The sequence below is a fragment of the Streptomyces sp. NPDC058289 genome, assembly GCF_042880975.1.
In the GTDB taxonomy this organism is placed as follows: Bacteria; Actinomycetota; Actinomycetes; order Streptomycetales; family Streptomycetaceae; genus Streptomyces; species Streptomyces stoeckheimensis.
This window is the reverse complement of record NZ_JBHVYI010000014.1, coordinates 82985-107779: the sequence shown is the minus strand read 5'-3', so window position 1 is coordinate 107779 and position 24795 is coordinate 82985. Positions and strand designations below refer to the sequence as shown.

18 protein-coding genes are annotated in these 24795 nt (G+C 71.5%); 10 read left to right on the top strand and 8 right to left on the bottom strand.

From position 1 onward, the window contains the following. Nucleotides 1–27: 27 nt before the first annotated feature. From ACFVX6_RS10035 to ACFVX6_RS10020, 4 genes are read left to right on the top strand one after another with little or no spacing between them, the layout of a single operon-like run. Nucleotides 28–897: a M24 family metallopeptidase gene (locus ACFVX6_RS10035; RefSeq protein WP_375949808.1), complete on the top strand. Its 870-nt coding sequence runs from the start codon at nt 28–30 to the stop codon at nt 895–897. Then, the gene (locus ACFVX6_RS10030) at nt 894–2675 is read left to right on the top strand and encodes an SDR family oxidoreductase (RefSeq protein ID WP_389689777.1); all 1782 of its coding nucleotides are present in this window, start codon (nt 894–896) and stop codon (nt 2673–2675) included. Before ACFVX6_RS10035 ends, ACFVX6_RS10030 begins: the two co-directional genes overlap by 4 nt. After that, nucleotides 2672–3595, top strand: a complete 924-nt coding sequence (locus ACFVX6_RS10025; protein WP_389689775.1) for a metal-dependent hydrolase — start codon at nt 2672–2674, stop codon at nt 3593–3595. Before ACFVX6_RS10030 ends, ACFVX6_RS10025 begins: the two co-directional genes overlap by 4 nt. 10 nt (nt 3596–3605) lie before the next feature. Continuing rightward, a complete protein-coding gene (locus ACFVX6_RS10020) occupies nt 3606–4520 on the top strand; it encodes a MerR family transcriptional regulator (protein WP_389689774.1) in 915 nt (304 codons plus the stop codon). A gap of 105 nt (nt 4521–4625) precedes the next feature. On the opposite strand, the gene ACFVX6_RS10015 is transcribed toward ACFVX6_RS10020, so the two are convergent. Continuing rightward, nucleotides 4626–5447, bottom strand: coding sequence for an aquaporin (locus ACFVX6_RS10015; protein WP_389689772.1), 822 nt, complete (start codon nt 5445–5447; stop codon nt 4626–4628). Nucleotides 5448–5582: 135 nt separating this feature from the next. On the opposite strand from ACFVX6_RS10015, the gene ACFVX6_RS10010 reads away from it, so the two are divergent. From ACFVX6_RS10010 to ACFVX6_RS10000, 3 genes are all read left to right on the top strand, one after another. Beyond that, nucleotides 5583–6122: an RNA 2'-phosphotransferase gene (locus tag ACFVX6_RS10010; protein WP_389689770.1), complete on the top strand. Its 540-nt coding sequence runs from the start codon at nt 5583–5585 to the stop codon at nt 6120–6122. 162 nt (nt 6123–6284) lie between these two features. After that, a complete protein-coding gene (locus ACFVX6_RS10005; protein WP_389689768.1) occupies nt 6285–8153 on the top strand; it encodes an HSP90 family protein in 1869 nt (622 codons plus the stop codon). Next, nucleotides 8150–11203: a tetratricopeptide repeat protein gene (locus ACFVX6_RS10000; RefSeq protein WP_389689766.1), complete on the top strand. Its 3054-nt coding sequence runs from the start codon at nt 8150–8152 to the stop codon at nt 11201–11203. The genes ACFVX6_RS10005 and ACFVX6_RS10000 overlap by 4 nt, the downstream gene beginning before the upstream one ends. Before the next feature lie 57 nt (nt 11204–11260). On the opposite strand, the gene ACFVX6_RS09995 is transcribed toward ACFVX6_RS10000, so the two are convergent. Continuing rightward, the gene (locus ACFVX6_RS09995) at nt 11261–12166 is read right to left on the bottom strand and encodes an LLM class flavin-dependent oxidoreductase (RefSeq protein WP_389689764.1); all 906 of its coding nucleotides are present in this window, start codon (nt 12164–12166) and stop codon (nt 11261–11263) included. Between the two features lie 33 nt (nt 12167–12199). Continuing rightward, nucleotides 12200–12466 (bottom strand): hypothetical protein, encoded by a 267-nt coding sequence (locus tag ACFVX6_RS09990; RefSeq protein WP_389689762.1) that lies wholly within the window; start codon nt 12464–12466, stop codon nt 12200–12202. A 137-nt stretch (nt 12467–12603) separates the two neighbouring features. Here ACFVX6_RS09990 and ACFVX6_RS09985 point away from each other — a divergent pair, with 137 nt between their 5' ends. Then, on the top strand, nt 12604–13539 hold the full coding sequence (locus ACFVX6_RS09985; RefSeq protein WP_389689760.1) for an HAD hydrolase family protein: 936 nt from the start codon (nt 12604–12606) through the stop codon (nt 13537–13539). Nucleotides 13540–13595: 56 nt separating this feature from the next. Here the strand turns inward: ACFVX6_RS09985 and ACFVX6_RS09980 are convergent, their stop codons facing one another. The 4 genes from ACFVX6_RS09980 to ACFVX6_RS09965 form a co-directional block, all read right to left on the bottom strand. Beyond that, entirely contained in the window at nt 13596–15275 is a 1680-nt protein-coding gene (locus tag ACFVX6_RS09980) for a GAF domain-containing sensor histidine kinase (RefSeq protein WP_389689811.1), read from the bottom strand. A gap of 79 nt (nt 15276–15354) precedes the next feature. After that, entirely contained in the window at nt 15355–18930 is a 3576-nt protein-coding gene (gene cydD, locus ACFVX6_RS09975; RefSeq protein ID WP_389689758.1) for a thiol reductant ABC exporter subunit CydD, read from the bottom strand. Between the two features lie 53 nt (nt 18931–18983). Continuing rightward, nucleotides 18984–19985 (bottom strand): cytochrome d ubiquinol oxidase subunit II, encoded by a 1002-nt coding sequence (gene cydB / locus ACFVX6_RS09970; RefSeq protein ID WP_389689756.1) that lies wholly within the window; start codon nt 19983–19985, stop codon nt 18984–18986. Between the two features lie 18 nt (nt 19986–20003). Next, on the bottom strand, nt 20004–21509 hold the full coding sequence (locus ACFVX6_RS09965; protein ID WP_389689754.1) for a cytochrome ubiquinol oxidase subunit I: 1506 nt from the start codon (nt 21507–21509) through the stop codon (nt 20004–20006). A 188-nt stretch (nt 21510–21697) separates the two neighbouring features. On the opposite strand from ACFVX6_RS09965, the gene ACFVX6_RS09960 reads away from it, so the two are divergent. Then, complete coding sequence (locus ACFVX6_RS09960; protein WP_389689752.1) at nt 21698–22066, top strand: cyclophilin-like fold protein; 369 nt, start codon at nt 21698–21700, stop codon at nt 22064–22066. Nucleotides 22067–22083: 17 nt separating this feature from the next. Here ACFVX6_RS09960 and hisC read toward each other — a convergent pair whose 3' ends face one another. Then, entirely contained in the window at nt 22084–23166 is a 1083-nt protein-coding gene (gene hisC, locus ACFVX6_RS09955; RefSeq protein ID WP_389689750.1) for a histidinol-phosphate transaminase, read from the bottom strand. Between the two features lie 362 nt (nt 23167–23528). Between hisC and ACFVX6_RS09950 the strand changes: the two genes are divergently transcribed. Further along, a complete protein-coding gene (locus tag ACFVX6_RS09950; RefSeq protein ID WP_214954921.1) occupies nt 23529–24644 on the top strand; it encodes a LacI family DNA-binding transcriptional regulator in 1116 nt (371 codons plus the stop codon). Nucleotides 24645–24795 lie beyond the last annotated feature (151 nt).

The following is a 24795-nucleotide window of genomic DNA, read 5'->3' as shown; positions in this document are numbered from 1 at the left end:
GTACGGCTACATGGACGGATGGCTGGCATGGCTGGGGACACCAGGCAACGCACGAAGCGACGCACCACCGAGCTCTCGGCCGAGCTGCGCGGGTTCAAGGAAGTGCAGCGCCTCTCCTACGAGTGCGCGGAGGCCGTCGCGGCGCAGCTGCGCCCCGGCGTGACCGAGCGCGAGGCCGCGCGGATGCAGCGCGACTGGCTGCGCGAGCGCGGGGTGCGGGACTGGTTCCACATGCCGTTCGCGTGGTTCGGGGACCGGACCGCCTTCACCGGCTTCAAGATCCCCCTGCAGTTCTTCCCGACGAACCGGGCCCTGGAGCCGGGGATGCCGTTCATCCTCGACATGGCCCCGGTCTACAAGGGCCACACCGCGGACATCGGGTACTCGGGCAGCCTCGGGCTCAACCCGGTGCAGGACCGGCTCATGTCCGATCTGCAGGCGCACCGCGCGCTGATCCTCGACCAGGTCCGCGAGCGGCGCTCCCTGCGCGACATCTACGAGGAGGTCGAGCGGCTGATGATCGGCCAGGGGTACACCAACCGGCACCGGGCCTACCCCTTCGGCGTCATCGCCCACAAGATAGACCGGGTCAAGGAGCGGAGCTGGGCACCGACCGCGTTCGGTTTCGGCACCCAGGCCCTGAAGGGGCTGGCCTCCGATGCCCTGCGCGGCCATCGCGAGGGCTGGTCCCCGCTGTGGAGCCCGTACCGCTTCTCCGACCACCCGCCCCAGCCCGGCCTGTGGGCGGTGGAGCCGCACCTGGGCTTCCGGGGCACCGGCGCGAAGTTCGAGGAGATCCTGGTCGTCACCGACTCCCGGGACCCCGAGGAGAGCGCGTACTGGCTGGACGACGATCTGCCGCACGTGCGGCGCTGGGCTGAGGAGAAGGCGGCATGAGCGCAATGACGGACGCGGGCCTGGCGGGCGGGCGCGAGCGCTGGGTGAGCACCGGCGGGGTCGAGCTGTGCGTCGTGGAACTCGGCGACGCGCAGCGGCCGACGGTCGTCCTGGTGCACGGGTACCCGGACAGCAAGGAGGTCTGGTCGCAGGTCGCCGAGCGGCTGGCCTCCCAGTTTCACGTCGTGCTCTACGACGTACGGGGACACGGGCGCTCCACCGCCCCGCAGCCGCTGCGCGGCGGGTTCACCCTGGAGAAGCTGACCGACGACTTCCTCGCGGTCGTGGACGCGGTCAGTCCGGACCGCCCGGTGCACCTGGTCGGCCACGACTGGGGCTCCGTACAGGGCTGGGAGTTCTCGACGGTCGCCCGGACCGAGGGCCGGATCGCCTCCTTCACCTCGATGTCGGGGCCCTCCCTGGACCACTTCGGGCACTGGATCAAGAAGCGGTTGGCCCGGCCCACCCCGCGGCGGGCGGCCCAGCTGCTGAACCAGGGCGCCAAGTCCTGGTACGTGTACATGCTGCACACGCCCGTGCTGCCGGAGCTCGCCTGGCGCGGACCGCTCGGCAAGCGCTGGCCGAAGATGCTGGAGCGGATCGAGCAGGTCCCGGCCGGGGACTACCCCACGGCCTCCCTGCCCTCCGACGCCGCCCACGGCGCCTGGCTCTACCGGGACAACGTCCGGCCCCGGATGCGCCGACCGCGCGCCGACGCCTACGCCCACGTACCGGTGCAGCTGATCACCCCCACCGGGGACGCCTTCCTCTCCGAGCGGCTCTACGACGATCTGGAGCTGTGGGCCCCGGACCTGGTGCGGCGCACCCTGCCGGCCAAGCACTGGATCCCGCGGACCCGGCCCGACCAGCTGGCCGCGTGGATCACCGAGTTCGTCACCTCCCGGGAGGAGCCCGCCACGCGGGCGCCGGAGCAGAAGGCTCCGGGCCGGTACGCGGACCGCTTCGGCGGCCAGTTGGTCCTGGTCACCGGAGCCGCCAGCGGCATCGGCCGGGCCACCGCCTTCGCGTTCGCCGAGGCCGGCGCCCGTGTGGTGTGCGTGGACCGGGACGCCGACGGCGCTGCCCGCACCGCCGACATGGCGCGCCTGGTCGGCTCGCCGCAGGCCTGGGGCGAGTGCGTCGACGTCAGCGACGAGCAGGCCATGGAGAAGCTCGCCGAGAAGGTCGCCTCCGAGTACGGGATCGTGGACGTCCTGGTCAACAATGCCGGGGTCGGCCTGTCGGGCCCGTTCCTGGACACGACCGCCGAGGACTGGAAGAAGGTCCTCGACGTCAACCTGTGGGGCGTCATCCACGGCTGCCGGCTCTTCGGCAAGCAGATGGCCGAGCGCGGCCAGGGCGGGCACATCGTCAACACCGCCTCCGCCGCCGCCTACCTGCCGTCCAAGACGCTGCCCGCGTACAGCACCTCCAAGGCGGCGGTGCTGATGCTCAGCGAGTGCCTGCGGGCCGAGCTGGCGTCGAAGTCGATCGGGGTGTCGGCGATCTGCCCCGGCATCGTCAACACCAACATCACCGCCACCTCCCGCTTCGCCGGAGTGGACGAGGCCGAGGAGAAGCGGCGCCAGCAGAAGTCCTCGCGCCTCTACGGGCTGCGCAACTTCCCGCCGGAGAAGGTCGCGGACGCGATCCTGCTCGCGGTCGTGAAGAACCAGGCCGTGGTCCCGGTGACCCCCGAGTCCAAGGGCGCCCTGTGGATGTCCCGGTTCGCGCCGGGGACCCTGCGGCGGTTCGCGAAACTGGAGCCCAAGCTGTGAGCGGGGCGGTCGCGGGCAGGGCTGCCCGGTACGCGATCGCGCCGCGCCGGGTGGCCTTCGACTGGAAGACCACCCTGCTGCACTGGATACCGGACGAGCCCACCGCCACCCACGTCGTCAACGTGCTGCACCTGCTGTTGCCCGCCGGCGAGCGGTGGTTCGTGAAGGTCTTCAAAGAGGGCCTGCCCCTGGTCACGGACCCGAAGCTGCGCAGCGACGTGAAGGGGTTCATGGGCCAGGAGGCCACGCACAGCGTGCAGCACTCCTACGTACTGGACCACCTCGCCGAACAGCGGCTGCCCACCGAGGCGTACACGAAGTACGTGGACTTCCTCTTCGAAAAGCTGCTGGGGGAGACCCCGCCGTTCGGGGCCCCGATCACGGCGCAGGAGTGGCTGCGCTTCCGGCTCTCGCTGGTCGCCGCGATCGAGCAGTTCACGGCGGTCCTCGGGGACTGGGTGCTCGGCGCCGAGGGACTGGACGCGGCCGGCGCCGACGAGGTCATGCTCGACCTGCTGCGCTGGCACGGCGCCGAGGAGGTGGAGCACCGGTCCGTCGCCTTCGACATGTACCAGCACTGCGGCGGCGCGGGCCTGCCCCGCTACCTCCGGCGCATCGAGGGCATGGCCGTGGTCGCGCCGATCATGGGCTGGATGTGGATCGCGGGGGCCTCGTACCTCCTGCGCAACGACCCCGAACTGCGCGGACGGACCCGCTATTCGCTGCGCGAGCACAACCGGGCCGTGGCCAAGGGTCTGCTGCCCACTTGGAGAGAGCTCGGCATGGCCATACCCCGCTACCTGCGGCGGTCGTACCATCCCTCGCAGGAGGGCTCGCTGCGCAGGGCGGTCGAGTACCTCGCGGCTTCACCTGCCGCCCGGTCAGCTGCGGGCGCGGTCGGCAGAGCCGCCATGTCGTAGGGAGCCGGGATTGTCCGATCAGGCAGTAGCCGAGTACCGGATCGAGGATCTGGCGCACCACAGCGGTGCGACCGTCCGCACGATCCGGGCGTATCAGGACCGCGGTCTGCTGCCGAAGCCGGAGCGGCGAGGCCGTTCCAATGTCTACCGGGACACGCATCTGGCGCGACTGCGCCAGATCGCCGACCTGCTGGACCGCGGGTACACCCTGGCCTCCATCAAGGAACTTCTGGAGGCCTGGGACGCGGGCCGCGGGCTCGGCGGTGTGCTCGGGCTGGTGGCCGAGGTGCACGGGCCGTGGACGGACGAGGAAGCGGCCCGGATAAGCCGGGACGAGCTGAACGAACGGTTCGGCGGCAAGCCCGACGACGAAGCCGTCGGCGAGGCGTGCGAACTGGGCGTGCTGGAGCGGATCCCGGGGCGCCCGGACCAGTTCCTCGTACCGTCCCCGCAGGAGCTGTCCGTGGCCGCCGAGCTGTACGCCGCCGGGGTCCCGCTGCCCGCGATCACCGGTCATCTGCGGGAGTTGCGCGGCCAGGTTGAGCTGATCGCCTCGCGCTTCCTGGAGTTCACCACGGAGCACGTCTTCGCCCGGTACCTGGGGGCCGTCCCCCCGACGGACTCCGACGCGGCCGAGGCGGCGACGATGGTACGAAGGCTGCGGCCCCTGGCCCAGCAGACGGTGGACGCGGAGCTGGCGCGGGCGATGCGCCTCTTCGCCACCCGGCACCTGCAGCAGCACCTCGGGGCCGCCGGGACCCCTCAGCCGTCCGGGCCGGCCCCGGTGGCGCTGCCCGCGGAGACCGTGCGGGCAGTGCAGGAGCTAGTAGGGCCCGACCACGTGGCGGAGTTCGTCCGGGCCGCCACGGAACGGGAGTTGCAGGCCCGGACGATGAACGATCTGGCCAGTCGGGGCGGCCGGTAGTGCTCGCTCAGTAGTCCACAGGCCGGATCACGCTTTTGCCGCCGAAACCGGCGCAAAGGGCTGTGGACAACTCCGACCGACCTGTGGGGAACCCGGCCCGGAGGGTCAGCCGACGGCCTGGAACGCCGGTCCGGGCGTGCTGGTTTCGGCCACCGAGCTGATGGTGCCGGCGATGCCGGCCGGGCCGGCGGTGTCGTTGGTGTCGGCGGCAACAACGGTGCCGGTGGTGTCGGCGGCTGCCCGGCGGGTGCTCCCGTAGAGCACGGCCGCGAGGACCAGGCCGAGGATCCCGCCGACGAGCTGGGCGGCGACGAACCCCGGCAGCGACTGCGGGGCGATGCCGGTGAAGGAGTCGCTGAAGCTGCGCCCGATGGTGCCGGCCGGGTTCGCGAAGGACCCGGAGGAGGTGAACCAGATCGCGGCGGCGATGTAGGCGGCGACCGCGGCCGGGATCAGCTTCGGCCGGCCGATGCGACCGAGGCCCTGGATCACCAGGACCAGTCCGGCGGTGGCCACGACCTCGCCGACGAGCAGGTGCCCGCCGTCGCGGACCTGGGTGGAGAAGGCTCCGGGGATGCGGCCGAACATCGCTTCCGCGAGGACCGCGCCGCCTATGGCCCCGGCCGTCTGGGCCGCCACGTAGACGAGGGCTTCCCGGCCTTCGAGCCCTTCGCCGCCGGTGCGCCGACCCCACCAGGCCGTGAGGGTGACTACCGGGTTGAGGTGGGCGCCCGAGAGCGGTCCGAAGAGCGTGATGATCAGCCCGAGACCGATGGCCGAGGCGAGCGAGTTGGCGACCAGGGCCACCCCCGTATCGGGGGTGAGCGCCGCGGCCTGGATTCCCGATCCGATGACGACCACGAGGAGGGCGGCGGTGCCGACGAGCTCGGCGGTCGCACGCCGCGACAGAGACGCACTATTTGTCATACTTTTCTTCCCCTTGAGTGGCACTTCAGCGGAAAATGTATTCCGTATCTTGGAAACGCGATAGAGGGAGTCCAGGTTCGAGAGAGCGGCGAAAAATCGCTGCGGAGGACCCGGCCGAGCCGTCACGCTGGGCGAATGGATGACAAGCGCACCGTCAAGGTGTCCAAATACGTCTCGAAACACCTCCGCCATCAGCCGGAACGCATCGGACTGGTGCTCGACCCGCACGGCTGGGTGGAGATCGACGATCTTCTGAGGGCCACGGCCGCCCACGGCTTCCCCATCAGCCGGGCCGAGCTCGACCACGTGGTCGCCGCCAACGACAAGCAGCGGTTCGCCGTCGACGGCAGCCGGATCCGCGCCAACCAGGGGCACACCGTCCCCGTGGACCTGGACCTGCCGGAGGCCGAACCGCCCGCGTACCTCTACCACGGCACCGTCGCCGCCGCCCTGGACGCGATCCGCGCCGAGGGACTGCGCCCGATGGCCCGCCACCACGTCCACCTCTCCCCGGACCGGGAGACCGCGACCCGCGTCGGCGCACGGCGCGGCCGGCCGGTCGTCCTCGCCGTGGACGCGGGGGCGATGCGCGCCGCGGGGCACGTCTTTCGGATCAGCGCCAATGGGGTGTGGCTGGTTGACTCCGTGCCGCCGCAATTCCTGCGGTTCCAATAAACCGGGGAAGCCCCCGAGAAACCCCTGAGAAGCCCCGGTGGACCCGGAATTCACCGAGGGATTGTCAGATCATCCCCCTACTCTGTTCCTCACTCCGGGATCTGTGAGGGGGGTACCTCGCGGTCGCCGAACAACCCGTACCAGCACGCGAGGTGACGCCCCATGATCTCTGAAGAACCTCATCCGAACACCTTCCAGGTCGATCTGCGCGGCCTCGTCGACCTGCTCTCCCACCACCTCTACTCCAGCCCCCGCGTGTACGTCCGCGAGCTCCTCCAGAACGCCGTCGACGCGGTCACCGCCCGCCACGCCCTCGATCCCGAAGCCGAGATCGGCATCCGCCTGTCGGCCTCGGGGAACCGGGTGACCATCGAGGACAGCGGCATCGGCCTGACCGCCGACGAGGCCCACTCCCTCCTCGCCACCATCGGCCGCAGCTCCAAGCGCGGAGGCCCGCACGGCCTGGAAACCACCCGTCAGGAGTTCCTCGGCCAGTTCGGCATCGGTCTGCTCGCCTGCTTCGTCGTCGCCCGCGAGATCCGCGTGGTCACCCGCTCCGCCCGCGATCCGCTGGCCGCGCCCGTCGAGTGGCTGGCCACGGACGACGGCTCGTACACCGTGCGCGAACTGCCCTCCGACGCCCGCCCGGAGCCCGGCACCACCGTCGTCCTGGAGGCCCGCCCGGGCGCCGAGGAATGGACCGTCCCGGCCAAGGTCGAGCAGCTGGCCCGCGACTACGGCTCCCTGCTGCCCTACGACATCACCTTCGACGACGGCTCCGCCGCCGGGCCCCGCCCGGTCACCGACCGGCCCGCCGTCTGGGACCGGCCCTTCCCCACCCCCGCGGCCCGCCGCGTCGCGCTCGCCGGGCACTGTGCGCAGCTCTTCGGTTTCACCCCGCTCGACAGCATCGACCTCGACCTTCCCGTGGCCGGAGTGCGCGGAGTCGCGTACGTCCTGCCCGAGCCGACCAGCCCCGCCCACCGGTCCGGACACCGCGTCCACCTCAAGGGCATGCTGCTGACCGACAAGGCCGACAACCTGCTGCCCGACTGGGCGTTCTTCGTCCGCGCCGTCCTCGACACCGACACCCTGCGGCCCACCGCCTCCCGCGAAAACCTGTACGACGACGAAACGCTCGCCGCCGTGCGCGAGGCCCTCGGCGCCCGCGTCCGCGCCTGGCTCGCCGAGCTCGCCACGAGCGAACCCGAGCGGCTGGCCGCCTTCCTGAGCGTCCACCACCTCGGGGTCAAGTCGCTGGCCCGGCACGACGCCGAGCTGCTCGGTCTGATGCTGCCCTGGCTGCCGTTCGAGACCAGCGACGGTTCGATGAACCTGGAGGAGTTCGCCGCCGCGCACACCGAGATCCACTTCACCCGGACCGTGGAGGAGTTCCGCCAGATCGCCCCGATCGCGGCGGCCCACGGCCTCGGAGTCATCAACGCCGGCTACACCTACGACGCCGACCTGCTGGCCCTGCTGCCCGCCGTACGGCCGGAGCTCAAGGTCACCGAGCTCGACGCGGGAGCCGTCACCGAACGCCTCGACCCGGTACCGACCTCCGCCGAACTGGCCCTGGCCCCCTTCCTGGCCACCGCCCGGACCCGCCTGGAACCCCAGAGCTGCGACGTCGTCCTGCGCGCCTTCCAGCCCGCCAACGTCCCCGCGCTCTACCTCGACGACCGCCAGGCCCGGCAGGAGCGCGACCGCACCGCCGCCCTCGAGACCGCCGACTCGCTGTGGAGCGGCATCCTCGGTTCGCTGCGCGGCTCCGCCCCGCGCGCCCGCCTCGTGCTCAACCACAACAACCCGCTCATCCGCCGGATCGCCGCCCTCCCCGACGAGGCGCTGACCGCCACGGCCGTCGAATCGCTGTACGGCCAGGCCCTGCTGAGGTCCCAGCGACCCCTGCGCGCGGCCGACACCACCCTGCTCAACCGGGCCTTCCTCGGGCTCCTGGAATGGGCGACCCACTCCGTCACCAGTACGAACAGCACGGACAGCACCGACACCCAGGGGGAGCAGAAGTGAGCACGATGACGGGCGAGGAGATCGAGCGCGGACTGGCCGAGAACCGCCGGGCTCCGGGCGGGGCCGCACGCAACGCCCACGCCGAGGCCCTGTCCGCCGCCGCCGAAGCGACCGGGGACCGGCCGCTGTTCCGTGCGGCGCTGGACAACCTGATCAACGCCTACCTGTACAGCTCCGAGTCGCCGAAGATGCTCGTGCCCTTCGCCCGGCTGCTCCAGGAGTACGACAAGGACCCCGGTGCCTTCGACGAGTGGGACGCCCACTCCCTGTTCTGGCAGTTCAAGTGGGTCGCCAGCGCCATCGGCCACTCGCCCGAGATCCCGCTGGAGTCCGCCGCCGGCTGGCTGGACGAGATGGAGCGCCGCTACCGGATCGCCGGCTACAGCGAGCGCCCCGTGCGCGAGGCCGAACTGTGGCTCGCCGACGCGACCGCCGACGACGAGCGGGCCGGACGCGCGTACGCCCGCTGGCAGGCCGCCGACCGCGACGACATGAGCGACTGCCACGCCTGCGAACTCAACAGCCAGGGCCACTACGCCATGCTGCGCGGCGACGACGCCGAGGCCCTGGAGGTCTGGCAGCCGGTGCTGTCCGGCGAGCAGACCTGCGCCGAGGAACCCCACCGGGTGCTGGCCGCCTCACTGCTGCCGCTGGTGCGCCTCGGCCGACTCGACGAAGCCCGCTCGGCCCATCTGCGCGGATACCGGATGGCCCGGGGCAAGGAGAGCCTGCTGCCCTCGGTGGGCCGGCACATCGAGTTCTGCGCGCTCACCGGGAACGAGTCCCGGGGCCTGGAGATCCTCGCCGAGCACGCGGCGCACGTGGCCCCGCTCGCCAACCTCTCCGACCAGCTGGCCTTCCACGGCGGAATCCTCGTCCTGCTGCGCCGGCTGACGGAGCTGGGCCACGGGCAGAGCCCGGCCGTCCCCTACGAGGGCAGCCCGTGCACCGTGTCCGAGCTGTACGAGGCCCTGCGCGCGGGCTCCCTCGACATCGCCCGGCGGTTCGACGCGCGCAACGGCTCCACCCGGGTCTCCGAGCGGTTCCTCGCGCGGATCGGCGCGGCCCCCGTGGCCGCGGTGCTGCCGCTGGGCGTACGAAGCTCCGCACTCGCGGCGCTCCCGCAGCCGAGCCCGACCCCGGCCCTCGTGGCTGCCCCGGCCGAGGGCTTCGCGGAACTCGTGGAACGGGCCCGGGCCGCACGCGACCTCGGGCATCCCGGCGCGGACGCCCTCTGGGAGCAGGTGGCCCTGCACCCCGAGACGACGGCCGGGTCCGATCCGCTGGCCGCCGCGGATGTGGCGGACCACCGGGCCCTGGCGGCCGCTCGGGCCGGCGCCGCGAACGCGCCGGAACTGCTGGCCGGCGTACGCGACCGCTACCGGGAGCTGGGGATCGCGGAGCGCGCCGCCCTGGCCGAACTGCGGCTGGCGACCGTGGCCGCACAGTCGGGCACAGAGCCGGGGGAGCTGCGCGAGCTGCTGGCCGTCGCCCTCCGCGCCGCCGAGGCGCTGGACGCGGACGAGCCGCTGCGTACCCGGCGGATCGCCCTCGCGGAACTGACCGGGATCCGGGTGGAGTCGTACCTGCGCTCGGTCGAGGCAACCGAGGACCCCGAACACGGGCACGGCGACGGGCACGGGCACGGCCACGAGCAGGAGCACGGGCACGGGCACGGTGAGCTGGCCACCGAACTCGCCGCCTTCGCCGATGCCTACGCCGCAGCCCTGCCCGACGTGGTGGCGGAGGCCGAGGAGATGCTGGGCCGGCTCGCCCTCTCGCAGGGCGACCCGGAGCGTGCCGTGACGCTGCTCGCCGGCTCCGCCGACCGCTCGGTGGCCGCGGGCCGGCCCTGGCTCGCCGTGGACCCGCTCGTGCTGCGGGCCGGAGTGCTGATGTCGCTGGACCGTGCCGCGGAGGCCGAGGAGTCGGCCCGAGCCGGGCTGACACATGCCGCCGAGGTGACCGACACCGAGGCGCAGGGCGTCGTACGGCTCACCCTCGCCGACATCTTGCTGGGGCGCGGCGAGGCCGATGCGGAGGCCGCGCGGCACGCTCTGGAGGCGGCGCACTGGTTCGACCAGGCGGGGCTCACCGCCGACGGCGGGGCACAGGCCCGGCTGCTGCTCGCCCGGTGCCGGGCCCGCGAGGGCCACACCGCCGAGGCGGCCGAGGTGCTGCAGTCGACGCTGCCGGACCTGCTGGAGCACGGTGAGGGCCAGGCCGTCTCCGTACGGGAGTTCCTGGGCGACCTGCTGCGCGAACTGCACGACCCCCGGGGCGCGGCCGAGCAGTACCTGCTGGCGGCGGAGCTCTCCGAGGACTGGGAGGACCCGCGTCCGCAGGCGAACTTCGCCCAGGCTGCCGCCGATCAGCTCTCCGAGGCGCGTCTGGTGCCGGAGGCGGTCGCCGCCTACGAGCGGGCCCTCGAACTGCGCAGGCGGTCGAAGGACACACCGGTTGCCGAGGTACGGATCCTGCGGTCCCTGGCCTGGCTGGGGCTGCGCGAAGAGGTCACCGACGCGGCGGTCGCGGGGGCCCGGGCCCGGATGGACGAGGCGGCCGAGGTCCTGACCACCGCGCTGGCGGACGCCCCCGAGGACCCCGAGACACGGGCCGAACTGGCCGAGACCTGGAACCAGCTCGCCCAGGTCCTCGACCGCCGGGTCCGCGCCGACGAGGAGGCGCGCGAGGAGGCGGACGAGGAGGCGGACGAGGAAGGCGATCCGGGAGAAGAGGGCCGGGGTTCAGGGCCCGCCGAACCCCTGGGCGCGGCGGAGCTGGAGGCGCTGCGGCTGGAGGAGATCCTGCTCTGGGAGCGGGCCGCCGCCCTCCACGCGGAGCTCGGCCCGGAGCATCTGCAGGCCCGGTTGCAGTGCGTGAACAACGCCGCCTGGACCGAACACGAGCTGGGCCGGCCCGAAGCCGGCGCCGCCCGGGTCTCGGCACTGGCGGCCGAGGTGCGCGCGCTGCCCGAGGGCGTGGCCCCGGAGTGGCTCCTGGAAAGCGCCGAACGCACGACGGAGCACCTGCTGCGCACTTCGCCCTGAGGACGCACGCTGCCGTCGCTCCGAACCCCGGGGCGACGGCAGCGGCAGCTATCCGCCTCAGCCCAGCTGGGCGAGCGCCTCGGTGGCGATCCGCTCGAAGACGCCCTGGTCGGCGGAGAAGTCGGAGTCGGGGATCGGCCAGTGGATCACGAGTTCGGTGAAGCCGAGCTCCTGGTGGCGGCCCGCGAAGTCGACGAAGGCCGCCACGGACTCCAGCGGCTGCCCTCGGTCCGGGGTGAAGCCCGTGAGCAGGACCTTGTCCAGCTCGGCCACGTCCCGGCCGGTCTCCGCGCACGCCTTGCCGAGCTTCTCGATCTGGCCGCGCAGGGCCTGCACCGACTGCTCCGGGGTCCCCTCGTCGAAGATCTTCGGATCACCGGTCGTCACCCACGCCTGCCCGTACCGCGCGGCGAGCTTCAGGCCGCGCGGGCCGGTCGCGGCGACGGCGAAGGGCAGCCGAGGCCGCTGGACGCACCCGGGGATGTTGAAGGCCTCCTCGGCCGAGTAGAACGTGCCCCGCTGCGAGACGAAGTCCTCGGTGAGCAGCCGGTCGAGCAACGGCAGGAACTCCCCGAACCGGTCGGCGCGCTCCTTGGGGGTCCACGGCTGCTCCTGTCCGAGCACGGTGGCGTCGAACCCGTTGCCGCCGGCGCCGATCCCCAGCGTGATCCGTCCGCCCGAGATGTCGTCGAGGGAGATCAGTTCCTTGGCGAGCGTCACCGGGTGGCGGAAGTTCGGCGAGGTGACGAGCGTGCCGAGGCGCAGCCGCTCCGTCGCCGTCGCGGCGGCCGTAAGCGTCGGCAGAGCGCCGAACCACGGCCCGCTCCGGAAGGTCCGCCAGGACAGGTGGTCGTAGGTGTAGGCCGCGTGGAACCCCAGTTCCTCGGCCCTCTGCCAGCGTTCACGTCCCCCTTCGTTCCACCGGTGGACGGGAAGGATCACGGTGCTCAGGCGAAGAGTCATGACCAGAGCCTACGACCGCCGCCCCGGACGCCGTCATGTCCCGCGCTGGGCCCTGGCCCGCCACAGGGCGAGCAGGACGGCGGAGTAGGGGTGGGCCGGAGTCGTGGTGCGGGCGGTGTGGGCCAGGGCGTCGGCCGCGTCGGCCAGAACCTTGCCCACCAGCACCGGTTCTCGCTCCGGGTGGTGGGTGCTCGCTCGTTCGCACGCCGTGCACAGGACCATCGCCAGGCTCACGACCCGGGTGGCGTGCGGGCCGCCACAGGCGGCGCAGTCCGGTGTGCGGGCTGAAGGGATGAGCACGTCGCCCCCGTGTGACGTCGTCGGAACCGGCACCGTGCCGGCGGCCCGAACGGCAGCGGAGCCGGCGAGAAGATCCTTCCACCACCCACTGACAACCATGTGGCGATGTTTCACGTGAAACATCGCCGACCGCCGGCATGGGCGAAGATGGAGCCGTGACCTCGGCTCCCCAGTGCCCGGACGGGCCCACCCCCGCGACCCGGCTCATCGCCACCGACCTCGACGGCACCCTGCTGCGTGACGACAAATCCGTCTCGGAGCGCACCGTCGCCGCACTCGCCGCCGCCGAGGAGGCCGGCATCGCGGTGTTCTTCGTGACCGGACGCCCGGCCCGCTGGATGGGAGTGGTCAGCGACCACGTCCAGGGCCACGGCCTGGCCATCTGCGCGAACGGCGCCGCCGTCGTCGACCTGCATGCCATCGACCGGCACGCCACCGACGAGGACGCCGCCGACCGGCAGCCCTCGGGCCGGGAGTTCGTTCAGGTCAGGCCGCTGCCCCGGATCACCGCGCTCAAGGTGGTGGAGGCTCTGAGGGCCGCCGCCCCCGGCACCTCCTTCGCCGTCGAGCTGACCACCGGCATCAACTACGAACCGCAGTACCCGCCGTTCTTCCAGGACCCGGGTGCCAACGTCGCCACCGCAGAGAACCTGCTCCACGAGGCCACGGACGACGATTCGGCGCCCGTGCTCAAGGTGCTCGCGCACCATTCCGAGCTGGCTCCGGACGAGTTCCTGGCCCTGGCCCGCTCCGTCGCCGGTGCGTACGCCTCGATCACCCGCTCCAGCCCGACCTCCCTGCTGGAGATCAGCGGCCCGGGGGTCTCCAAGGCGAGCACCCTGGCGCTCTGCTGTGAGGAGCGCGGCATCTCGCCGGCGGAGGTGGTCGCCTTCGGCGACATGCCGAACGACGTGGAGATGCTCGGCTGGGCCGGCACCTCGTACGCGATGGGCAATGCCCATCCGGATGTGATCGCGGCCGCGTCGGGCCGTACGGTCGCCAACAACGAGGACGGCGTCGCCCTGGTCATCGAGCGCATCCTGGCCGAACGGACCGCCCGCACCGAGGTGTAAGCACAGCGGAGCAGCCGCAGCGGGGCAGCTACAGCGCGGCAGTCACAGCGCAGCAGCTACAGCGGGGCCTCCCACACCAGGGTGGTCCCGCCGCCCTCCTCGCCGAGGCCGGGGCCGTACGAACTGGAGCCGCCGAGCGATTCGGCCCGCCGGCGCAGGTTCCGCAGCCCGCTGCGCCGGCCTCCCTCGGGGATGCCCACCCCGTCGTCGGCCACCTCCAGCCGGACCCCGGGCCGCCCGTCGGCCAGGCTGACGGTGGAGTCGAGCACCACCTCGATCCGGGACGCCTCCGCGTGCCGGAACGCGTTCGACAGCGCCTCGCGCAGGGCGGCGATCAGGTTCTTGCCGACGAGCTCGCCGACGACCGCGTCGATCGGTCCGAGGAACCGGTGCGCGGGCTTGAAGCCCAGCGGCACGGCAGCCATGTTGATCTCCCGCAGCACTCGGGTGCGCAGCCCCGAGGGGGCCTCCGCCGGTCCCTGCTGGAGCGCGAAGATCGCGGTGCGGATCTCCTGGATCGTCACGTCGAGCTCGTCCACGGCCTTGCCGACGCCGTCGCGGACCTCCGGGACGACGGAGCGGCGCTGAGCGCCCTCCAGCATCATCCCGGTGGCGAAGAGCCGCTGGATGACCAGGTCGTGCAGGTCGCGCGCGATCCGGTCGCGGTCCTCGAACACCGCGAGGCGCTCCCGGTCCCGCTGCGCCTCCGCCATCATCAGCGCCAGGGCCGCCTGCGAGGCGAACTGCGTGGCCAAGGTCCGCTCCGCCTCGGTGAACGGCCGCTTTCCGCGCGCCCGCGGCGTGACGAGGGCCCCCAGCACCCGCCCCCCGCTCTGCAGCGGAAGCATCATGCAGGCCCCGTACTGGCTGGTAAGGCGGCTGATCATGCGCGGGTCGGAGGCGGCGTCGTCCACGAAGACCGGCTCGCCCTCCAGCAGCCTGGCCACCACCGGGCTCTCGGGCGGGATGACGATGCCGAGCGAGGTCGCCGGGTTCTCCGCGGAGACGGCGACGATCTCCATCCCGCCCTCTTCGGCCGGGAGCATCACGATCCCGGCGGCCGAATCGGCGAGCCGGCGGGCCTGTTCGGCGACGACCGCGAGCGCGTCGTCCGCGTCCCCGCCCGACAACAGGGCCGTGGTGACGGCCACCGAGCCGTCGATCCAGCGCTCGCGCTGGGTGGCGGCCTCGTAGAGCCGGGCGTTGCCGATGGCGATGCCCGCCTCGGTGGCCAGCACCCGGACCATGTGGACGTCGTAGTCGTTGAACGCGCCGCCACCGTTCTTCTCCGCGAGGTAGAGGTTCCCGAAGATCTCTCCCTGGACCCGGATCGGAACGCCTAGGAAGGTCTTCATCGGCGGGTGATGGGCGGGGAAGCCCGCCGAGCGCGGGTCCTTGGTCAGGTCGGCGAGCTGCACCGTGTCGGGGTGTGAGATCAGCGCGCCGAGCAGGCCGCGCTTCCCGTCCGGGCGGTGCCCGATCTTCTTGGCCAGCGCGTCGCTGATCCCGAAGGTGACGAAGTCCGAGAGCCCCGGGCCCTCGGTGTCGACCACGCCGATGGCCGCGTAGCGGGCGTCCGCGAGCTCGGCGGCCGTCTCGCAGATCCGGTCCAGCGTGGAGTGCAGTTCGAGGCCTGTACCGACCGACCGCATGGCTTCCAGCAACTGCGGCACCCGGGCCGTGAGCTCGGTGGACAGCCCCTGGAGACTCCGGGTGGCGGCGGTCGCGGCCTCCATCGGGTCGGGCGATTCCGGCGAGGACTCCGGCGGGTACTCGGGCGATTCCTGGGACTCCTGCGCTGACATGCCCTTGAGCCTAGTTAGTCCCCTTTGGCGAGGAAAGTCGAGTCTGTGCGGTGTCGCCCGTCACGTCCGCTTCCCGCTCCCGCTCCAGCAGTCCGCGCAGCGGACCGGGGGTCGCCGCCAGCTCCGCGTACGCACCGCGCTGGACCACCGCGCCGCCGTCCAGGACGAGGACCTCGTCGACCTCTTCCAGACCGGCCAGCCGGTGCGTGATCAGCACGGTGGCACGGCCCTCGGTCGCGGCCAGCAGGTCCGCGGTCAGCGCGTCGGCGGTGGCCAGGTCCAGGTGCTCGGCAGGCTCGTCCAGCACGAGGACGGGGAAGTCCGCGAGCAACGCCCGTGCCAGGGCGAGACGCTGGCGCTGACCACCGGAGATCCGCTCGCCGTGTTCACCGACCAGCGTGTCCAGCCCGTCCGGGAGTCCCTCGGCCCACTCCAGCAGCCGGGCCGCGGCGAGGGCCTCCCGCAGCCGCGCCTCGCTCGCCCCCGGGGCGGCCAGCCGCAGGTTCTCCCGTACGGAGCTGTCGAAGATGTGCGCGTCCTGGGCACACAGGCCCACGACCCGGCGCACGTCGTCCCCGTCGAGGGCGCGCGCGTCGGTCCCGCCCAGGGTGTACGAGCCTTCGTGCTGGTCCAGGAAGCGCAGCAGGACCTGTGCCAGCGTGGTCTTGCCGGCTCCCGAGGGCCCGACGACCGCGATCCGGCGGCCCGCTTCCAGGGTCAGGTCGAGCCCGCTCAGCGCGTCGTTCTCCTGCCCGGGGTGCCGGGCGGCGAGTCCCCTCAGCCGGAGCGGGAAGGGCGAGGCGGGCAGGGCTTCGGGCCGCTCCGGCTCGGTGACCGGGACGGGCGTGTCGATGACTTCGTAGACCCGCTCGGCGCTGCGCCGGACCCGCTGGCGGTACTGGACGGCCTGCGGAAGCCCGCTGACGGCCTCGAAGGCGGCCAGTGGGGTCAGGACGACCACGGCCATGGCCACCCCGGACAGCCGGCCCCCGGCGACGGCGTTCGCCCCGACGGCGGCCGCGCACACCACCGTCAGTCCGGTCAGGAAAGCGGACAGCCCGCTCCCGAGCCCGGTGACGGCGGCCGCGCGGGCCGCGATCCCGGTCAGTGTGCGGTCGCTCTCCTTCGCGGCGGCCTTGCGCCCACCGAGTGCTCCGGCGACGGTGAGCTCCGCGGTTCCGGTGAGCAGATCCGCCACACGGGTGGCGAGCTCTCCCCGGGCGGGCGCGAGCCGGCGCTCCGTCCGGCGCGCGCAGACCGCGCTGACGAGCGGTACGCCGACCCCGGCGGCCAGCAGCCCGACGCCGAGCACCACCCCGGCCCCGGGCAGCAGCCAGGCGGTGAACGCCACCGAGCCGGTGCCCACGAGCAGCGCGGTGCCGACGGGCAGCAGCCAGCGCAGCCAGTAGTCCTGCAGGGCGTCGGCATCGGCCACGAGCCGGGTCAGCAGATCCCCGCGCCGCTGGGTGCGCAGTCCGGCGGGCGCGATGCGCTCCAGCCGCTGGAACACCGAAACGCGCAGGTCCGCGAGCATCCGCAGGACCGCGTCGTGGGACACGAGCCGCTCCGCGTAGCGGAAGACGGCCCGGCCCATGCCGAAGGCCCGCGTCGCGGTGACGGCCACCATCAGGTACAGCACGGGCGGCTGTTCGGAGGCGCGCGAGATCAGCCATCCCGAGACGGCCATCAGCCCGACGCTGCACCCGACGGCCAGTGCCCCGAGGAACAGCCCCAGCCTGAACCGTCCTTGCCAGGCCTTGGCCACGCCCCGTACCCGCCGGAGCGGATCGCCCCCGCCGGCATCGCCGCCGCCCGTGGAGCCGGCCCGCTCCGCAGCGTCCCCGAGGATCCACTCGCCGGGATCGCGCGGCGCCGGTCCCGGCGCGGGCTGCCCCGCCCGCACCGCGGGAAGCGGAGCGGCGGCGGAGGCCCCGGCGGGGCCGGCCCCCACCCGCACGACCCGGTCGGCCAGCGCCAGCAGCGCCGGCCGGTGCACCACCAGGAGGACGGTCCGGCCGACCGCGAGGCGGCGTACCGCCTCCACCACGGCGGCCTCGGTCTCGCCGTCCAGGGCCGCCGTCGGCTCGTCGAGCAGGAGCACCGGCCGGTCCGCCAGGAACGCCCGGGCCAGCGCGAGGCGCTGGCGCTGTCCGGCGGACAGCCCGACCCCGCCCTCGCCGAGGAGGGTGTCCGCCCCCCGGGGCAGGGCCCGTACGAACTCCCACGCCCCGGCGTCCACCAGCGCGGCGGTCACCTCGGCATCGGCGGCGCCGGGCCGCGCCAGCCGTACGTTCTCCGCGATCGTGCCCGCGAACAGGTGCGGCCGCTGCGGGACCCACGCGATCCGCTCCCGCCACTGCTCGGGCGACAGCCCGGCCAGGTCCGCGCCCCCGACCAGGACCCGGCCCGCACTCGGCGTCACGAAGCCCAGCAGCACCTGCAGCAGTGTGGACTTGCCCGCGCCGCTCGGCCCGGTGAGGGCCACGCATTCGCCCGGTTCCACCGTCAGCGAGACGGGTCCGGGGGAGTCCTCGCCCCGTCCCTCGTACCGGACGGCCACCCCGTCGAGCTCGATCCGCAGGTCCGAGACCGGGACGGAGGCCGTCCCCTGCGATGCGGCGACCGGGGTCTCCAGCACCTCGAAGATCTCTTCCGCGGCAGCCAGTCCTTCCGCGGCCGCGTGGTACTGCGCCCCGACCTGACGCAGGGGCAGATACGCCTCGGGCGCCAGGACCAGGATGACCAGCCCGGTGTAGAGGTCCAGCTCCCCGTGGACGAGCCGCATGCCGATGGTCACGGCGACCAGCGCCACCGACAGGGTCGCCAGCAGTTCGAGTGCGAACGAGGACAGGAACGCGATGCGCAGCGTGCGCATCGTCGCCTGCCGGTAGTCATCGGTGATCTTGCGGATGGACTCCGCCTGAGCCTTCGCGCGGCCGAAGACCTTGAGCGTCGGCAGGCCGGCCACCACGTCCAGGAAGTGGCCCGAGAGCCGGGACAGCAGCCGCCACTGGCGGTCCATCCGGGACTGGGTGGCCATGCCGATCAGGATCATGAAGAGGGGGATAAGCGGGAGCGTGACCACGATGATCGCCGCTGAGACCCAGTCCTCGGTGACGATCCGCGCGAGCACCGCCACGGGGACGACGATCGCGAGCCCCAGCTGGGGCAGGTACCGCGAGAAGTAGTCGTCGAGCGCGTCCACTCCCCGGGTGGCCAGTGCCACCAGGGAGCCCGTCCGCTGTCCGCTCAGCCAGCCGGGCCCGAGGTCCGCCGCACGCTCCAAGAGCCGGCCGCGCAGTTCCGACTTGACCGCCGCGCTCGCCCGGTGCGCGGCCAGCTCGGTCAGCCAGGCGACCAGGCCGCGGCCGAGCGCCACCGCCGCGAGCAGCAGCAGGGGCGTCCGCAGGGCTGCGCCGTCCAGTCCGTCCTCGAAGGCGCCGACCACGATCTCGGCGATCAGCATCGCCTGGCCGACGACCAGCCCCGCCCCGGCGAGCCCGAGGGCCACCACCGCCCCCAGGAAGAGACGGGTGGAACGGGCGTACCGGAGCAGGCGCGGGTCGATCGGTTTCACGTGAAACATCCCCCAGGCAGGAGCGGACGGAGCGAGTCGACGGAGTCGACTCGGTGCACGTCTCAGTGCACGTCGACGATGTGCTGCGTGCCGATGCGCTTGCGGAACACCCAGTACGTCCAGGCCTGGTAGAGCAGGACGACCGGGGTCGCCACCGCCGCGCACCAGGTCATGATCTTCAGGGTGTACGCGCTGGACGAGGCGTTGGTGACCGTGAGGTTCCAGGCATCGTTCAGCGAGGACGGCATGACGTTCGGGAACAGCGTCAGGAAGAGCATCGCGACGGCCGCCGCGATGGTGACGCCCGACAGGCCGAAGGACCAGCCCTCCCGGCCCGCGAGGTTGAAGCCGAGGGCCCCGACCAGGGCCAGTACCGCCACGATCATGGCGATCAGGCTCCAGCCGTCACCGCGCGAGACCTGGGTCCAGATCAGGAAGGCGAGCGCCAGCACGGCGGTCACCACCCCGAGCTGCGTGGCCAGCTTGCGCGAGCGGTCCCGGATGTCACCGACCGTCTTGAGCGAGGTGAACACCGCGCCGTGGAAGGTGAACAGGGTCAGGGTGACCAGGCCGCCGAGGATCGAGTAGACGTTGAGCAAGTCGAAGAAGTTTCCGACGTACTCCATGTCCTGGTCGATCTTCACTCCGCGCACGATGTTGGCGAAGGCCACGCCCCACAGGAACGCGGGGATCAGCGAGGTCCAGAAGATCGCGTGTTCCCAGTTGGTCTGCCACTTGTCCTCGGGCCGCTTGTGCCGGTACTCGAAGGCGACCCCGCGGATGATGAGGCAGATCAGGATGAGCAGGAGCGGCAGGTAGAAGCCGGAGAAGAGGGTGGCGTACCACTCGGGGAAGGCAGCGAAGGTCGCGCCGCCGGCCGTGAGCAGCCAGACCTCGTTGCCGTCCCACACGGGCCCGATCGTGTTGATCAGGACCCGCTTCTCCGTGCGGTTGCGGGCCAGCAGCTTGGTCAGGACACCGACTCCGAAGTCGAAGCCCTCCAGGAAGAAGTAGCCGATCCACAGAACGGCGATGAGCACGAACCAGACGTCGTGGAGTTGCATGGTGTGGTCTCCTCAGCCTCAGTACGAGAAGGCCATCGGCCGGTCGGGGTTCTTGTCGTCCCCGCCGATCTTGGTCGGCGGGTTGAGGTCGGCCTCGGTGAGCTCGGGCGGGCCGGCCTTGACGTACTTCACGAGGAGCTTGACCTCGATCACGGCGAGCACGGCGTAGAGCAGCGTGAAGCCGATCATCGAGGTGAGCACCTCGCCCTGGGAGACGTTCGGCGAGACCGCGTCCCTGGTGCGCAGGACCCCGTAGACCACCCAGGGCTGGCGGCCCATCTCGGTGAAGATCCAGCCCCAGGAGTTGGCGATCAGCGGGAAGCCCATGGTCCAGAGCGCGATGATCCAGTACCAGTTGGTGAACTTGGGGCTCAGCGCCTTCTTGAAGAGGACCAAGTGCGGGACCTCTGCCTCTCCGGTGCGCAGCCCCGGCGGCAGCATGAACTTCTTGCGGGTCAGCCAGAGCCCCAGCATGCCGACGCCGAGCGAGGCCATCCCGAAGCCGATCATCCACCGGAAGCCCCAGTAGGCGACGGGGATGTTGGGCCGGTAGTCACCGGGCCCGAACTTCTCCTGCTCGGACTTGTTGACGTCGTTGATGCCCGGGACGAACGAGCTGAAGTCGTCGTTGGCCAGGAAGGACAGCAGGCCGGGAATCTCTATGGCGACCGTGTTGTGGCCCTTTTCGACGTCTCCGTAGGCGAAGACGGAGAAGGGCGCCGGCGCCTCGCCGTCCCAGAGCGCCTCGGCGGCGGCCATCTTCATCGGCTGCTGCTTGAACATCACCTTGCCGAGCAGGTCTCCGCTGATGGCGGTCCCCAGACCGGCGATGATCATGACGATCAGGCCGAGTCGCAGCGAGGTCCGCATGACGGGGATGTGCTTCTTGCGGGCCAGGTGGAAGGCCGCGATGCCGACCATGAACGCGCCGCCCACCAGGAAGGCCGCCGTCATGGTGTGGAAGAACTGGGTCAGCGCGGTGTTCTGCGTGAGCACCAGCCAGAAGTCCGTGAGCTCGGCCCGGCCGCGCTCGGGGTTCATCCGGTAGCCGACGGGGTGCTGCATCCAGGAGTTGGCCGCGAGGATGAAGTACGCGGACAGGATGGTGCCGATCGAGACCATCCAGATGCAGGCCAAGTGGATCTTCTTCGGCAGTTTGTCCCAGCCGAAGATCCACAGGCCGATGAAGGTGGACTCGAAGAAGAAGGCTATGAGCGCCTCGAAGGCCAGCGGGGCTCCGAAGATGTCACCGACGAACCGCGAGTAGTCGGACCAGTTCATGCCGAACTGGAACTCCTGGACGATGCCGGTGACGACACCCATCGCAATGTTGATCAGGAAGAGCTTGCCCCAGAACTTGGTGGCCTTGAGGTACTTCTCCTTTTCCGAACGCACCCAGGCGGTCTGCAAGATCGCGACGAGCGCGGCCAGCGAGATCGTCAAGGGAACGAAGAGGAAGTGATAGACGGTGGTAATACCGAACTGCCATCGCGCCAGGGTCTCTGGCGCCAAAGCTAGGTCCACGTCATCGTCTCCTTCGTTTCGCCGTGGTCACAGCCGCAGTTTGCCTCTTGTATCCCACTCAATCCGGGAGGAAGCAGGACACGCTTGTGAACGCGTTCACATTCACAAGCATTATGTCGCACTGCTGTCGGCATCTTTCAGGGGGGTCCCCCTAGCGAAGAAATTCAACAGATTGTTGAATGCGACCCATGAAGATTCGATTCCTCTGGCCCGCCGGCCAGCTCACCGCAACGCTTGCCGAGACCCCGACGGCCAAGGCGCTCGCCGGCGCGCTCCCCATTTCCGCCTCCGCCAACACCTGGGGCGAGGAGGTCTACTTCGACACCGGCGTCTCCGTGGCGCTGGAGCACGACGCCCGGCAGGTCGTCGAGCCCGGCACGGTCGCGTTCTGGACCGAGGGCGACGCGCTCGCGCTGCCCTACGGCCCCACCCCGATCTCCCGCGGGGGCGAGAGCCGCCTGGCGAGCCCGTGCAACGTCCTCGGCTCGTTCGACGGCGACCCCCGCCTGCTGGCCACCGTCCGCGACGGTGACCCCATCCGCGTGGAACTGGCCTGACACCAGTCCCGGGAGCACTACATCTCCTTGAAGAACGCCTCCGCCGTGTGCAGGAAGACGTCGTTCGCCTCGGGCTCGCCGATCGTGACCCGCAGGCCCTCGCCCGCGAAGGGCCGGACCACCACGCCGGCCTTCTCGCAGGCCGCCACGAAGTCGGAGGTGCGCTCCCCGAGCCGCATCCACACGAAGTTGGCCTGCGACTCGGGCACCACGGTCCAGCCCTGGGCCAGCAGCGACCCGTAGACCCGGGCGCGCTCGCCCACCAGTGACCCGACCCGGCCCATCAGCTCGTCCTCGGCCCGCAGCGAGGCGACCGCCGCGTCCTGGGCGAGCTGGCTGACGCCGAAGGGCACCGCGGTCTTGCGTAGCGCAGCGGCCACCGGCTCGTGCGCGACCGCAAAGCCGACGCGCAGGCCGGCGAGCCCGTACGCCTTGGAGAACGTACGCAGCACGGCGACGTTGGGGCGGCTGCGGTAGAGCTCGATGCCGTCCGGGACCTCGACGTCGCGGACGAACTCCTTGTAGGCCTCGTCGAGGACGATGAGGATGTCGGAGGGCACCCGGTCCAGGAACCGCTCCAGCTCGGCACGGCGCACGGCGGTGCCGGTGGGGTTGTTGGGGTTGCAGACGAAGATCAGGCGGGTCCGCTCGGTGATCGCCTCGAACATCGCGTCCAGGTCGTGCACGTCCCCCTCGGCCAGCGGGACCTGGACCGACGTCGCACCCGAGATCTGAACGATGATCGGATAAGCCTCGAAAGAGCGCCAGGCGTAGATGACCTCGTCGCCCGGACCCGCCGTCGCCTGGATCAGCGACTGGGCGACACCGACCGAGCCGGTGCCGGTGGCGATGTGCTCGACCGGGACCCCGAAGCGCTCGGCGAGCTCGTTCACCAGACCCGTGCACGCCAGGTCCGGGTACCGGTTGAAGTGGCCGGCCGCCGCGACCGCGCTCTCCAGCACCCCAGGCAGGGGCGGGTACGGGTTCTCGTTCGAGGACAGCTTGAACGCGACCGGACCGCCCGCAGCAGCGGGCTTCCCGGGCTTGTAGGTGGGAATGCCGTCCAGCTCGGCGCGCAGCTTCGGGCTCTTCTCGCTCACCGCAGGTCCTCCTCGACCATCCCGTACGACGTCGCCGTCGACTCAATACTCCTCACCTTATGAGGATTACGTCGATCCGAGAATGGCAGGCGCCTGGAATGCGGGAGAGCGCACGCATATATGCGTGCGCCGGTGGCCTGCGCCGTGGCGCGCGTCCCTCGTACAGGTGAGTTGAGCAGAGCCCGAGAGCGCACCGTTTTGGCATGCACGGTCCCGTCGACAAGGACACCAGACACTCCCAGTGACCAAACACCTTCATTTCCAAGGTCATTGGGGGTGGCGAACCGTGCAGAATCGTGCCTGTCAACGCGTGCATATGCATCCGGACCGCGCTGCCCACCGAGCCCTACTATCGGCTCGCCATGACAGCAGCAGGGAAGCATCAGGTGAGCCGGACCGAGACCACCCGGCGGGCCGCCGGCCGACAAGGCCGGGCCGGCATCAGGGACGTGGCCGCCGCGGCGGGCGTCTCGATCACGACCGTCTCCGACGCCCTCAACGGGAAGGGACGGCTGCCGGACGCCACCCGCCGCCACGTTCGCGAGGTCGCAGACCGGCTGGGCTACCGCCCTTCCGCGGCGGCCCGCACCCTCCGTACCGGCAAGTCGGGCCTCATCGGCCTGACCGTGACGACGTACGGGGATGAACCTTTCACCTTCACCGAATTCGCGTACTTCGCCGAGATGGCACGGGCCGCCACCTCCGCCGCGCTCGCTCGCGGCTACGCCCTCGTCATCCTCCCCGCCACCTCCCGACACGACGTCTGGTCCAACGTGGCCCTCGACGGCACCGTCGTCATCGACCCCTCCGACCACGATCCCGTCGTCACCGAACTGGTCCGCCAGGGTCTGCCCGTCGTCTCCGACGGACGCCCGGCCGGCTCACTCCCCGTCACCGCCTGGGTCGACAACGACCACGAGGCCGCCGTCCTGGGCCTCCTCGACCACCTCGCCGCCGCAGGAGCCCGCCGCATCGGGCTCCTGACCGGCACCACCACCGACACCTACACCCGGCTCTCCACCACGGCCTACCTGCGCTGGTGCGAGCGCGTGGGCCAAGATCCCGTCTACGAGTCCTACCCCGCCCACGATCCGTGCGCCGGCGCCGTCGCCGCCGACCGGCTGCTCGCCCGGCCCGACCGGCCCGACGCCGTCTACGGTCTGTTCGACCCCAACGGCACCGACCTGCTCGCCGCCGCCCGGCGCTACGGCCTGCGCGTTCCCGAGGATCTGCTACTCGTGTGCTGCAGCGAATCCACCGTGTACGCCAACACCGAGCCGCCCATCACCACCCTGTCCCTCAAACCGCGCCGCATCGGCACCGCCGTCGTCCAACTGCTCATCGACGCCATCGAGGGCGTCGACACGGGCGGACCCGTCGAACAGGTCATCCCGACCGAGCTGATCATCCGTACCTCGTCCCAGCGCAGGCAGCCCCGAACGACCGTCAGCCCGCCCCGATCCCCGGCGCAGGACTGACCACCACGCCGGCCCAACGGCGGGGCCGTCGGCCCCGCCGAGGATTTCAGCAACACTCATATCGGGAGAAACCGGCAGGAAGGGCCAGCTCCGACCAGGATTCACCACCCCTGGTGCGTCACAGAGCGCGAGCTGCATTCCTATGATGGGC